Annotated in this window: 12 protein-coding genes; 6 read left to right on the forward strand and 6 right to left on the reverse strand. The window is 45.4% G+C overall.

Features of this window, described 5'->3' with window-relative positions; translation table 11 throughout:
• Positions 1–17: 17 nt before the first annotated feature.
• The 6 genes from mnmE to rpmH all read right to left on the reverse strand — a co-directional run bounded on the left by mnmE (position 18) and on the right by rpmH (position 3,684).
• Positions 18–1,388, reverse strand: coding sequence for a tRNA uridine-5-carboxymethylaminomethyl(34) synthesis GTPase MnmE (gene mnmE, locus AYW79_RS10060; protein ID WP_067565114.1), 1,371 nt, complete (start codon positions 1,386–1,388; stop codon positions 18–20).
• A 143-nt stretch (positions 1,389–1,531) separates the two neighbouring features.
• A complete protein-coding gene (gene jag, locus AYW79_RS10065) occupies positions 1,532–2,149 on the reverse strand; it encodes an RNA-binding cell elongation regulator Jag/EloR (RefSeq protein WP_067565140.1) in 618 nt (205 codons plus the stop codon).
• 6 nt (positions 2,150–2,155) lie between these two features.
• On the reverse strand, positions 2,156–2,887 hold the full coding sequence (locus AYW79_RS10070; protein WP_197460954.1) for a YidC/Oxa1 family membrane protein insertase: 732 nt from the start codon (positions 2,885–2,887) through the stop codon (positions 2,156–2,158).
• 23 nt (positions 2,888–2,910) lie between these two features.
• Positions 2,911–3,120 (reverse strand): membrane protein insertion efficiency factor YidD, encoded by a 210-nt coding sequence (gene yidD / locus AYW79_RS10075; RefSeq protein ID WP_067565117.1) that lies wholly within the window; start codon positions 3,118–3,120, stop codon positions 2,911–2,913.
• A 22-nt stretch (positions 3,121–3,142) separates the two neighbouring features.
• Positions 3,143–3,460, reverse strand: a complete 318-nt coding sequence (rnpA, locus tag AYW79_RS10080) for a ribonuclease P protein component (RefSeq protein ID WP_067953025.1) — start codon at positions 3,458–3,460, stop codon at positions 3,143–3,145.
• A gap of 89 nt (positions 3,461–3,549) precedes the next feature.
• Positions 3,550–3,684 carry a 50S ribosomal protein L34 gene (rpmH, locus tag AYW79_RS15255; protein WP_079290088.1) on the reverse strand — a complete coding sequence of 45 codons (135 nt, stop codon included), beginning with the start codon at positions 3,682–3,684 and terminating at the stop codon, positions 3,550–3,552.
• A 430-nt stretch (positions 3,685–4,114) separates the two neighbouring features.
• On the opposite strand from rpmH, the gene dnaA reads away from it, so the two are divergent.
• The 6 genes from dnaA to gyrA all read left to right on the forward strand — a co-directional run bounded on the left by dnaA (position 4,115) and on the right by gyrA (position 12,540).
• Positions 4,115–5,440 carry a chromosomal replication initiator protein DnaA gene (gene dnaA / locus AYW79_RS10085; protein WP_067565120.1) on the forward strand — a complete coding sequence of 442 codons (1,326 nt, stop codon included), beginning with the start codon at positions 4,115–4,117 and terminating at the stop codon, positions 5,438–5,440.
• A gap of 164 nt (positions 5,441–5,604) precedes the next feature.
• Complete coding sequence (gene dnaN, locus AYW79_RS10090) at positions 5,605–6,750, forward strand: DNA polymerase III subunit beta (protein ID WP_067565123.1); 1,146 nt, start codon at positions 5,605–5,607, stop codon at positions 6,748–6,750.
• On the forward strand, positions 6,743–6,976 hold the full coding sequence (locus AYW79_RS10095; RefSeq protein ID WP_067565125.1) for an RNA-binding S4 domain-containing protein: 234 nt from the start codon (positions 6,743–6,745) through the stop codon (positions 6,974–6,976). The genes dnaN and AYW79_RS10095 overlap by 8 nt, the downstream gene beginning before the upstream one ends.
• 2 nt (positions 6,977–6,978) lie before the next feature.
• Positions 6,979–8,070 carry a DNA replication/repair protein RecF gene (gene recF / locus AYW79_RS10100; protein ID WP_067565128.1) on the forward strand — a complete coding sequence of 364 codons (1,092 nt, stop codon included), beginning with the start codon at positions 6,979–6,981 and terminating at the stop codon, positions 8,068–8,070.
• 95 nt (positions 8,071–8,165) lie between these two features.
• The gene (gene gyrB, locus AYW79_RS10105; RefSeq protein WP_067565131.1) at positions 8,166–10,073 is read left to right on the forward strand and encodes a DNA topoisomerase (ATP-hydrolyzing) subunit B; all 1,908 of its coding nucleotides are present in this window, start codon (positions 8,166–8,168) and stop codon (positions 10,071–10,073) included.
• A gap of 16 nt (positions 10,074–10,089) precedes the next feature.
• The gene (gyrA, locus tag AYW79_RS10110; RefSeq protein ID WP_067565134.1) at positions 10,090–12,540 is read left to right on the forward strand and encodes a DNA gyrase subunit A; all 2,451 of its coding nucleotides are present in this window, start codon (positions 10,090–10,092) and stop codon (positions 12,538–12,540) included.
• Positions 12,541–12,851: the final 311 nt, after the last annotated feature.

The raw sequence follows: 12,851 nt of genomic DNA on the forward strand, positions 1-12,851 counted from the left end.
TCCTCGTAAAAATCATCCTACTTACCCAAACAAAACTGTGAAAAAATCTGATCAAGTAAGTCTTCTCGTGGTGTTTCGCCAATCATTTCCCCCAACAACATCCAAGCCTCATGAAGATCGACCGCAACAAGATCAAGCGTCACGCCAGAATTCGCATCGTCAAGCACGCGTTTGATTGCAGCTTCTGCCCGTTCAAGCAGTGAGAGATGGCGCGCATTCGCTAAAAACGTCGGATCAGCACGCTCCGAGCCAAACACCATTCGTTTAATCTCTTGTTCGAGTCGATCGTGATCAGCTTCAACGCGTGTAGAATACGCGAGACTGCGACGATTCATCGCAAGCTCCTGCCAATCGACTCCATTTGCAAAAGGTAGGTCTCTCTTATTCATGATCAACAAAGAGCGGTCTCCATCCACACTTTCAAGAAGCGATTCATCGTTCTCATCTAGCGGTCGACTCGTATCGAGCAGAAGAAGAATCAAATCTGCTTTTTCAAGTGTCTCTCGACTCTTCTGAACACCGATTTGTTCGACGACATCCTCCGTCTCTCGCACACCCGCAGTGTCAAACAGCAAGAGTGGGATACCATCAATCTGAATGCGCTCTTCGATGACATCTCGAGTCGTTCCGGGGATTTCCGTAACAATCGCCCGATTGGTTCGCGCAAACCGATTGAGCAAGGAGGATTTTCCGACATTCGGCTTTCCAACAATCGCAATTTTGACTCCCTCGCGCAGAATGCGCCCACGTTCCGCTTCAAATCGCAATGACCTGATCTGTTCCAGGACAAATTGTGCATCGTTTCGAACACGCTGTACAGTCATTTCCTCTTCGTCATGCTCTGGATAATCAATCGTCACTTCTAAATGAGCCATGGTCTGGATCAGTGTGTGACGTAGGGTTTCAACGTGTTGGTGAAGAGCTCCCTCAACTTGGGAAAGAGCCGCTTGAAGTGCCAACGGGGTTTTTGCCCCAATTGCCTCCATGACGCCTTCTGCTTGAGAGAGATCAATGCGCCCTCCTAAAAACGCGCGTTTTGTAAATTCCCCCGGCTCAGCGAGGCGGGCACCTGCGCGCAATACTTCTAAAAGAATGGACTGTACAGCCTGAACGCCACCGTGACAATGAATTTCAACGACATCCTCTGTCGTATACGACTTTGGAGATCGAAACGTCAAAACAATCACTTCGTCAATCCGTTTCCTTTGTTCAAGCGTTACAAGATGACCATAAAGGATGCGGTGAGAAGGCGTTTCTGACAGACGACTGGAACCTTCAAAAATGCGATCGACGATGGAAAATGAATGTTCACCGCTCACGCGTACAACCGCGATACTCGCTTCGCCAAGCGCCGTCGCAATCGCAGCAATCGGATCCTGTTGCGCCATGTCCTCTTCTCCCTTCGCTAAAATACAAAAACACCGGTTAGCCCGGCGCTACTGAAAAAGTGCAATACAGGGTCAAAACTCCCCAACACATTGCTGCTTCAAATCATTCAAATGCCTTTTGACTGAATACGAATGCTTGCAACTTACGATAAAGGAATCACAACGACTGTACGTTTTGGATCTGTTCCGCGACTCTCCGTACGCACATCAGCACGACGCTCCAGAGCCAAGTGAATGATTTTACGCTCATGGGCAGGCATAGGATCCAAAACAAACTCTCTCTTTAACACCAATGATTTATCTGCGATTCGATTGGCCAATTGAATCAACGTCTGCTCTCTTCTCTCACGATATCCCTCAATATCGAGATGAAGACGTAAATAGCGATCATTATTTCTGCTAGCAACGGTCTGCACTAAAAGTTCTAGTGAATCAAGGGTTTGGCCGTGTCGACCAATCAAATTGCCGACATTGTCACCCTTGATCTCCATATATACATCTGTCCCTTTTTTCTCCACGGAGACAGTCACAACGTAGCGCATGGCCAGCATCAATTCACGAAGAAACTGTTCTGCTTCCCAAACTGGATCAACAATTCTCGTAACTTGAACAGTCGCCGGCCGCGCACCTAGACCAAAAATTCCACGCGATGGCGCTTGCAGAATCACAACGTCAACCTTGTCTCTCGTCGTGTTAAACTCCTGTAGCGCTTGTACTATAGCTCCTTCAACCGTTTTTGCCGTGACGGTTAACTGTCTCATCACACATCAAGCTCCTGACTTAGAAGGCCTTACTCGCGTGAAGTACATCTGCACAATCGTAAAGATGTTACTGAAAACCCAATAAAGCGCCAGTGCAGCAAACGCCTTGAGGGACATAAAGAAAATCATGACGGGAAAGATATACATGATCATCCGCTGTGATGGATCTAATTGCACCATCGACATTTTCTGCTGGAAGAAGCTTGTCACCGCAGCGAGAACGGGCAAAATAAAGGTCGGATCAGGTTTTCCAAGCGCCAAGATCCCCAAGAACTTCGAGTGAATAAGCGCTGGGTCTGTGTAAATGGAGCGATACAAAATGGTTAAAATGACCAACTGCAACAACATCGGCATACATCCAGCAACTGGGTTTACGCCTTCTGACTTGTATAACCCCATCATTTCTTCTTGGTAGCGCTTCGGATCTGATTTGGCGTATTTATTCTTAATCTCAGTGAGTTGCGGCTGCAACAATTGCATTTTTTTTGTGTTCCGCAAACTCCGTAACATTAAAGGAACTGTTAGCATTCGAATGAGGAATGTTACAAGCAAAAGCGCCAATCCATAATCTCCATTAAAAGTGCGCCCAAAAAAATTGATGACGTCACTCAATCCGTTGATCGCTTGATCCCAGATTGGTGTCGACGCTGCTGGATGAGCCGTTGCTGCAAACGCAGGAACCGCCATCGAAACCCATATCAAACTGCCTAGACCGAAAACGATCGACCCTTTACGCACGAAAAACCCCATCCCCCTCATCTTCATGGAACCGGATCATACCCTCCCGGATGCCATGGACCACAACGCAACAATCGGCGTATCGCCAGAAGAACACCCCGAAAAACACCGCGTTTTTCAATCGCCTCAATCGCGTACTGTGAACAAGTAGGCTCAAAACGACACGAAGGCGGTGTCTGTGATGAAATCAACAAGCGATATCCTTTAATGAGGAAAATCAAAACTCGTTTCACAGAGTTGACCTCCATCTAAACGCTAAATTAATTTTATACGCTTGAGCAATGCATCAATCGCCGCCTCAGATTCTCGAAACGAGATCGCTGACGCATCTTTTCTGGCGATGATGACGATGTCATATCCTTCAGAAAAGCGAGGAATGCGCTGGCGTAAAATTTCCCGAAGAATTCGCTTTACACGATTGCGAATCACAGCATTTCCAACTTTTTTGCTGACAGAAAGGCCGATCTTCGAGGGCTCACTTTTTTGTTTTGGCGTTACATAGAGAACATAGTATTTATTTGCTTGAGAGCGGCCCCTTGTAAAAACAAATCGAAATTCTCGATTGGACCGCATTCGATGTCCTCGAAGTGTCATTCGAGTTAAAACGGACATCATCATGGATACGCCCCGTCCTAGAAAAAAAGGCCACCGTCTTAAGTGGCCTACGCTGAGATAACTTTACGCCCTTTGCTACGTCGCGCTGAGAGAACGCGTCTTCCGTTTTTTGTCGACATTCTCGAACGGAAACCATGAACTTTTTTACGCTTGCGCACATTTGGGTTATATGTCGGTTTCACGGGCTACACCTCCATTGCGACCAATACGGACAAAGAAACACTCAATAAGTATATCCGTGACAACCTATCGAAGTCAAGGAAAGATGGTTTATTCACACCAACTTATCCACATGTGGATAAGTTGGTGTCTCTTTCGCTTCGATTCATCCGAAATTTATTGACTTATTCACAATGATAAAGGAAAAAGCACACCAATTAAAGAACGCATTTCAAACCCAGAAATCGCTAAAATGCCTTGTTCTAACTGGACGTTTTTGATATGATTGGCGAGCCCAAACGAAATGAAACAAACTTATCCACAGAGTTATCCACAGCTGTGGATAACTCATCCACAAGATATGAACATGTGTATAACACCACTAGGTTTTCCACATTCAATCCCCAAGATACCGTTTACGAATGGGTTATGTACCAGGAGGAAGTGCTTACGATGTCAAATGAAGGACGAACACTATGGCAAAAAACATTAAATGAGCTAAAGAAACTGGAACCATTCGTTCACGCAGCGCTATACGGAGCAGATGTGGATACATTTGACGGGACTCATCTTCAAATCGCAGTACCGACTCCCTCCATTCTCGATCACATGACCAAAAGCGGTAATGACACACGCGTAGAACAGATCATTTCAGCATTTTACGGATCACCTGTCCGACTTCAATTTGTCGTAAAACGTCTCACTGAAAATTCAACGCAAAAGCATCCTCGGACTGGGGAAAATAAAAATCCTTTTAATCCACACTATACCTTTGAAACTTTTGTTGTCGGAGAACGAAATCGCCTCGCGCATGCCGCAAGCATCGCCGTAGCCGAGCGTCCTGGAAGAGGCTATAATCCGTTTTTTTTACACGGAGATGTCGGGCTCGGTAAAACACATCTCATGCACGCCATCGCTCAACGGGCTCTGCAAATGAACCCTACTGCGCTTATCACGTACATCACAACAGAGACGTTTGTTCGAGAGTATGTAACCGCACTTCAATTCAATCATGTTGACGAATTTCGGCGCCGTTACAGAAACGTAGACATTCTTCTTATTGATGATATTCAATTTATTTCTGGCAAAGACTCTACCCAGGAAGAATTCTTCCATACCTTTAACACGCTTTATTCAGATCAAAAACAAATTGTAATTACGAGTGATCGCGCACCTAAAGAGATTTCAGATCTTGAAGATCGCTTGCGGTCACGATTTTCAGGTGGTTTGATCATTGACGTAAAACCACCTGACTTAGAAACGCGCATGGCAATCCTTAGAAGAAAGGCGCGCGCCGAAGGCGTCGATATACCTGACGACGCGGTACAAGTCATCGCGTCACACATCGAAACAAACGTACGCGAACTAGAAGGCGCATTAATTCGGGTGATCGCTTACTCAAGTATGATGAACAAAGATATTGACGCAGAACTTACCCATGCAGCAATCTCAGACTTAATACCAGAAAATCAACAGAATCGATCCGTCACATTAACGGATATTCAAAAAGCGGTCTGCACGCATTTTCACATCAAGATGGATGATTTGCGTGGTAGATCGCGGCAAAGAGATATCGCAAATCCAAGACAGATCGCGATGTTCCTAACGAGAGAATTGACAGACCTGTCACTCCCTAAAATTGGACACGATTTTGGAGGAAGGGATCACACCACAGTTCTTCACGCCTGCGAAAAAATTGATAAGCTTCTCTCGACAGATGCAGATATTAAACGTACGATTGATCATCTAAAGCACACATTAACCATCCTAACAAGGTAACCTAATGTTATGCACAAACAAACTTTCAAGTTATCCACAGGTGTAAATCGAGCGTGTAACTAGGTTGGTCAGACTTATCCACAGTATCCACAGGCCTTATTATTATTATAAGTCTTTTATTAAGTACTAAAACTACTTATTTCTATTCAGGAGTTGACTCAACTATGCAATTTGTAATCAAAAAAAATGAACTACTGACAGGACTTCAACAAATTGTTCGCGTCATACCCAGCAGAACAACAAAACCGATCCTTTATGGTGTAAAAATCGACGCAGAATTTAATCGCATTCGAATGACCGCCTACGATCTGGAGATTGGACTTGAAATTCTCATTGAGAATAAAGATCAGGAGCAGGTGGAAGTTCTTCAAGTTGAAGAGCCGGGCAGTATCGTAATCAATGCAAAGTTCCTTTTAGAAATTATTAGGAAATTACCTCAACAACTGGTGCGATTCAATTTAAAAAATCACATCGCGACAATTCAATCAGGCGCAGCAATCTATACGTTGAATGGATTGGACAGTCGAGAGTTTCCTTTGCTTCCACAAGTTGACGATGATGAAAAACTTACAATGGCAAGCACCCTCCTTTTGCAATCTATTCAAAAAACAGTTTATGCTGTTGCAACCATTGAGTCACGTCCAACACTTACAGGAGTCCACTTCAAATTAAAAAATGATATACTCACGTTGACAGGGACAGATAGCCATCGTCTTTCCAATCTAAAGATTTCAGTTGATACCCTAAAAGAGTATTCTTTCGAAGAAGCCATTATGCCCGGTAAAACGCTGCAGGAACTTCTTAGAATTCTGCCCGCTAGTGAAGAAATGGTCGAAATAACGCTCGCTGATCATCAGATGCTCATTCGATATGACAATATTCACTTCTATTCTCGACTCATCGAGGGGACTTATCCTGATATCTCTCGAATCATTCCCGAGACTTTTCGCACATCGATCAAAATAGGAACGAAGAATTTAATCGAGTCCATTGAAAGAGCAGCGCTCTTAGCAAGAGAAAACGACAATCATGTCATTCGACTTCATTTGCGTCCGAATCAGACAGAGATTACGTCGACAAGTCAGGAACTTGGTAAAATTTCGGAGGTAATCGAGCCTCAAACCTTTCAAGGGGAAGAACTTATGCTCGCATGCAACGCTCGATTTATGTTAGAAAGTCTTAAAACCATTGATACAGAAGATGTGAGCATTCAGTTCACCGGACCAGGAAGTGCATTTATCATCACACCTGTCGAGAGTGACACGAATCATTTACAACTCATCCTTCCTGTGAGGTTAAACCATGCGTGAAATTCAGTTATCGATTGACTCGGAATGGATTACGCTAGGTCAAGCATTAAAGATGGCTGATGTGATACAGTCTGGCGGTATGGCAAAATGGTATCTCGCTAATCACCCTGTTTGGATAAATGACGAAAAAGAAGACCGCAGAGGAAAAAAGCTTTCCTCGCATGATCGCGTGAGGGGAAAAGATTTTCTAATTACCATACGAGAAGTAGCGAAAGAGGATTCGTGACAATGATCATCAAGCAGTTAGACTTGATGAATATAAGAAAATATGAATTTGCACAAGCCCTGTTTTCACCAGGGCTAAACATCATTCAAGGGGATAATGCTTCAGGAAAGACAACCCTTCTTGAAGCGATTTCGCTTTTTTCGATAGGTCATTCTCCCCGAACGGGATCAGATCGAGAATTGATTCGATTCGGAACACCTGAAGCAAAATTAAGGATTCAAATCGAGGAAGATATACAAAAAGAATTATCCGTTCGAATTGGTCAAAAGGGAAAACAGATCTGGATTAATCGTGCGCCTAAAAAAAGTTTAAGCGAACTTTTAGGACAATTGAGAACGGTCATGTTTACTCCTGATGATTTACAAATTGTAAAAGGTGGACCAGATCAGAGACGACGTTTTCTAAATGCGACGATGGCGCAATATCAGCCAACTTTTTTACGGTCACTCGCAATGTACCAAACGATGTTGCAAAAGCGAAACGCGATGCTGAAAATGAAACAAGATGCCCTACTTCGTGTATGGGATGAACAAATGGTTGATGCTGCGACAGAGATGATCGTATTTCGAATAGAGACTTTCAAAAAGCTCTTTGCAATAGCAGAATTAATTTATAAAGAAATATCCGATAGATCAGAAACATTCCACATCACCTATAAAGGGTGTAGCAAAAAAACGTCGAAACAAGAGATCAAGGAAGATTTACTTATGATGTGGGAGACACATCGCCAACAAGATTTCATGCGTGGATTTACAACGGTGGGACCCCATCGAGAGGACATCATTCTAATGATCGACGATCAACCCGCCATTGCCTATGCATCACAGGGGCAGCAGAGAACCATAGCGCTTTCACTAAAACTTGCATTTATTGAATTGATCGAAGAGGCGACAGGGCATGTACCTGTGTTACTATTAGACGATGTGTTTTCAGAATTAGACGCCAAACGTCAACATCGTCTCGTCGACCTCGTCAATCGCACACAAACGATTGTGACAGTAGCCTCAATCGAACGAATTCAAACACTTCACGCACAAGCAAATACGAAGTTTTTTTTGACAGCCCACGGTGAGTTGTCAGAGGTCACTGTTTGAGATTGGGATTTGAAATAAAAGGATGTTTTGGCTAAGTCTCTGTGAATGGGTATACTTTTAGGATTGAAGGATGTTTGAACCAGGAGGTTATACGTTTGACTGAAGATAAGATCCAAGAGAGTTACAATGCTTCACAGATTGAGGTTCTAGAGGGATTAGACCCTGTTCGCAAGCGCCCAGGCATGTACATAGGTTCCACGAGCAGTAAAGGACTCCACCATCTCGTCTGGGAGATCGTCGATAATGCGATTGATGAAGCGCTGGCAGGGTATTGTGACACCATCTACGTTTATGTTCATAAAGATCAATCGATCACGGTGAAAGATAATGGCAGAGGAATCCCTATCGATCTCCACGAAAAAATGAATCTTCCGGCAGTTACGGTTGCTCTTACCGTATTACACGCTGGTGGAAAATTTGGGGGTTCAGGGTACAAAGTTTCAGGTGGATTGCACGGTGTTGGCGCCTCTGTCGTAAATGCCCTGTCAGAATGGCTTGAAGTTCAGGTTTCTCGAGGTGGATCAATCCATCGACAAACCTTTGCGCGTGGAATCCCAACATCAGCGTTAGAAGTCATCGGAAAAGCAAAACAAACGGGTACAACTGTACACTTTTTACCTGACGCAGAAATCTTTACGGAGACGATTCGCGTCGAATTTGAAATGCTTGAAACCAGATTGCGCGAATTGGCATTTTTAAATGCAGGGATCACCATACACCTCATTGATGAGCGAGATGAACGCAGCGCTGAATTTAGTTATGAAGGCGGCGTCAGTACATTTGTTGAGTATTTGAACCGCGGAAAAGAAACGTTGCATCAACCGCCGATCTACATTCAGGGAGAAAAAGACTTCGTAGCAGTAGACGTTGCGCTACAGTACCACGAAGAGTATTCAAGCAGCCTTTATTCGTTTGCCAATAACATTAATACGGCTGAAGGGGGTACGCATGAGTCGGGATTTAAATCCGCATTGACGCGCGTGATTAACGATTATGCAAGAAGAATCAACGCGCTAAAAGATGCGGATGCCAAGCTGACAGGTGATGACGTTCGTGAAGGACTGACAGCGATTATAAGCGTCAAAATTCGTGAGCCGCAATTCGAGGGACAAACGAAGACAAAGCTTGGCAACAGTGAAGTAAAGGGCATTGTTGAGAGTTTGCTCGGGGATCGATTAAACACCTTTTTTGATGAGAACCCGAGTGTTGGAAAGCGCATTATCGAAAAATCACTCACCGCGATGAGAGCGCGTGAGGCTGCTAAAAAAGCGCGTGAATTGACGCGCCGAAAAAGTGCACTTGAAATCAGCTCACTCCCAGGTAAATTGGCGGATTGTTCGAGTCGCGACGCTTCGATCAGCGAACTCTACATCGTTGAGGGTGACTCTGCGGGTGGATCGGCCAAACAAGGTCGCGATCGTAACTTTCAAGCCATTCTCCCGCTTCGCGGAAAAATCATCAATGTTGAGAAGGCGCGCTTGGATAAGATTCTTTCAAATACAGAGATTCGAGCGATCATCACCGCACTTGGTACGGGTATTTCGACTGATTTTGATTTGACAAAGGCGCGCTATCACAAGATCATCATTATGACTGACGCGGATGTTGACGGCAGTCATATTCGAATTTTGCTTCTAACCTTCTTTTATCGCTATATGCGTGAATTGATCGACGCTGGTTATGTGTACATCGCGCAGCCGCCACTCTATAAAGTCTCCAAAGGGAAGCAAGTTCACTACGCATACGGTGAACACGAACTCACAAAATTGCAAGAGCAGTATGGAAAAGTAGAGATTCAACGCTATAAAGGACTAGGTGAGATGAACGCGGCACAACTCTGGGACACCACGATGGATCCGAAAACGCGAACCTTGCTTCAAGTCACGATGGATGATGCGATTGAGGCGGATTCAACGTTCAGCATCCTAATGGGCGATCGTGTGGAACCACGCCGTGAATTTATTGAAGTACACGCGCGCTATGTGCGCAATTTGGATGTTTAAGGGGGGAATCTAAGGGATGGAAGAAATAAGCAAAGTTGTACCGATCAATATTAGTTCAGAGTTACGCGAATCATTTATTGACTACGCGATGAGCGTCATTATCAGTCGCGCCCTGCCTGATGTTCGTGACGGGTTAAAACCGGTGCATCGCAGGATCATTTTCGGAATGCTTGAGTCAGGGATGACGCCAGACAAAGCGTATAAAAAATCGGCGCGCGTCGTCGGAGATGTCATGGCAAAGTATCACCCACACGGAGACTCGGCGCTCTATGATGCGCTTGTGCGCCTGGCTCAAGACTTTTCGACACGTTACCTGCTCGTTGACGGACACGGCAACTTCGGGAGTGTTGACGGTGATGCGCCTGCAGCCATGCGGTATACCGAGTCTCGTCTTGCGTCGATCGCCATGGAATTGGTACGAGACATCAACAAAGATACGGTCGATTTCAAGCCGAACTATGATGACAGCGAGAAGGAACCCGTGGTATTACCTTCACGTTTCCCAAATCTTCTTGTCAATGGCTCGTCGGGAATCGCCGTGGGGATGGCGACGAACATCCCTCCGCACAACCTGCGGGAAGTGATCGATGGCGTTGTTATGATGATTGATCAGCCTGATATTACAATAGAAGATCTGATGACTGTGATTAAAGGTCCAGATTTTCCTACATCGGCACTCATTCTAGGTCGCCAGGGCATTCGTCAGGCGTACGCAACAGGCCACGGAAGCATCGTGATGCGCGCCGTTCACTCGATCGAAGAAACGGCGAATGGAAAGGTTCGCATCATCGTCACGGAGCTTCCGTATCAAGTCAATAAAGCGCGACTCATTGAGCGGATCGCAGAGCTCGCACGCGATAAAAAGATTGATGGAATTACCGATTTGCGCGATGAGAGCGACCGCACAGGCATGCGCATCGTACTTGAATTGAGGCGGGACGTTCGTCCACAAGTCATTATGAATAACCTCTACAAGCACACGCCGATGCAATCAACATTCGGGATGAATTCGCTCGCACTCGTTGGGGGTCAACCCAAGGTTCTGAATCTGCGACAGTTTATCTACCACTATCTTGAGCATCAAAAAGAAGTCATTCGTAGACGCACACAGTATGATCTTCGCCGTGCACAGGCGCGTGCTCATATCCTCGAAGGACTGCGTATCGCACTCGATCATCTGGACGAGGTAATCGCGCTCATTCGCGGTTCAGCGACGCCGGATGAGGCGAAGCGCGGTTTGATGGAACACTTCGCGCTCTCCGAAGATCAATCGCAAGCGATTCTCGACATGCGTTTGCAGCGACTGACGGGTCTTGAGCGTGACAAAATTGAAGAAGAATATCGAGAATTACAGCGCTTAATTGCGGAGTACCAAGCCATTCTGGCGGATGAACAGTTGATGATGGCGGTTATTCGCAAAGAGATTCTTGAGGTTCGCGAAAAATATGGTGACGATCGACGCACTCGCATCGTGTCTGAAGAAGGTGCGTTTGATGAGGCGGATCTGATTCAAGAGCAAGATGTTGTGATCACGATTACGCACGCAGGATACATCAAACGAATCCCGACAAATACCTATCGTACGCAGCGGCGTGGAGGACGTGGCGTGACGGCTGCGGGTACACGTGAAGAGGACTTTGTCGAACATCTCTTTATCACGTCATCTCACAATATTTTGCTCGTCTTCACCAATAGGGCAAAGGTGTATCGTCTGATGGCGTATGAAGTGCCTGATTTGACGAGAACAGCTAAAGGCATTCCAATTATCAATCTGCTCAACATCGAGCCTGGAGAGCAAATCTCTGCGGTCATTCCCGTCAAACAAGAAGATCTTATGCGTGAAGACCACTACTTGTTTACGGCGACGAAACGTGGAATCGTTAAAAAAACGTCTCTCAACGCATTTGCGAATATCCGCAAGGCTGGCTTGATCGCGCTTAGTCTTCACGATGATGATGAGTTGATCGGTGTACGAATTACAGATGGAAATCAAGAGATCATGATGGGAACACGAAACGGGATGTCAATTCGCTTTGCAGAGTCAGATGTCAGGCCGATGGGTCGAGGAGCTGCGGGAGTAAAGGGAATCTCTCTTGACAAAGATGACATCGTCGTTGGAATGGATGTTCTGATCGACGATGTGACGGTTCTTGCAGTGACAATCAAAGGTTATGGGAAACGCACCAAAGTGGATGAATATCGTGCCCAGTCGCGCGGTGGCAAGGGTATCAAAACATTGAATGTCACAACAAAAACAGGTCCGATCGCCGGGCTTAAGATGGTCCATGAGTCAGAAGATCTCATGATCATCACAAACACGGGTGTGGCAATCCGTATTTCCATCGATACGATCTCAACGCTTGGGCGTAATACGCAAGGTGTGAGATTGATTAACGTGAATGACTCCGAAGTGAGTACGGTTGCGAGAATCGCCGCGACGGACGAAGATGAGCCTGTCGTTGAGTGAGTCATTTCATCTGAAAACTAGTATTAAAAACCGTAAACAGATGCACTGGAAATCCCGTGGCGAAGATGCTGCGGGATTTCTTTACGTTCCTATGCGCCTTATGCTAGCATGGAATGTGGAGGTGTCTATATGGAATTTTTGATTGAACAGGGCGGCTTTATTCTTGCTCTAATCACCTTTCTTTTCATGGTCGCGATCATTGCGAATCTTGTTCTTCCACATCGAGAAAGATAGTTTTTGGAATGGATACAAATTCCAGTATAAAATGTGGGATAAAAGGTTTGACATGATGCGCGAGGGGTGATATATTA

The sequence above is a fragment of the Ferroacidibacillus organovorans genome (assembly GCF_001642725.1).
GTDB lineage: Bacteria > Bacillota > Bacilli > Alicyclobacillales > SLC66 > Ferroacidibacillus > Ferroacidibacillus organovorans.

What these genes read in the sequence shown, in the direction of transcription:
- dnaN (WP_067565123.1), top strand. Translation starts at nt 5,605, where the DNA reads ATGCAATTTGTAATCAAAAAAAATGAACTACTGACAGGACTTCAACAA.
- AYW79_RS10095 (WP_067565125.1), top strand. Translation starts at nt 6,743, where the DNA reads ATGCGTGAAATTCAGTTATCGATTGACTCGGAATGGATTACGCTAGGT.
- recF (WP_067565128.1), top strand. Translation starts at nt 6,979, where the DNA reads ATGATCATCAAGCAGTTAGACTTGATGAATATAAGAAAATATGAATTT.
- mnmE (WP_067565114.1), bottom strand. Translation starts at nt 1,388, where the DNA reads ATGGCGCAACAGGATCCGATTGCTGCGATTGCGACGGCGCTTGGCGAA.
- rnpA (WP_067953025.1), bottom strand. Translation starts at nt 3,460, where the DNA reads ATGCGGTCCAATCGAGAATTTCGATTTGTTTTTACAAGGGGCCGCTCT.
- dnaA (WP_067565120.1), top strand. Translation starts at nt 4,115, where the DNA reads ATGTCAAATGAAGGACGAACACTATGGCAAAAAACATTAAATGAGCTA.
- jag (WP_067565140.1), bottom strand. Translation starts at nt 2,149, where the DNA reads ATGAGACAGTTAACCGTCACGGCAAAAACGGTTGAAGGAGCTATAGTA.
- gyrA (WP_067565134.1), top strand. Translation starts at nt 10,090, where the DNA reads ATGGAAGAAATAAGCAAAGTTGTACCGATCAATATTAGTTCAGAGTTA.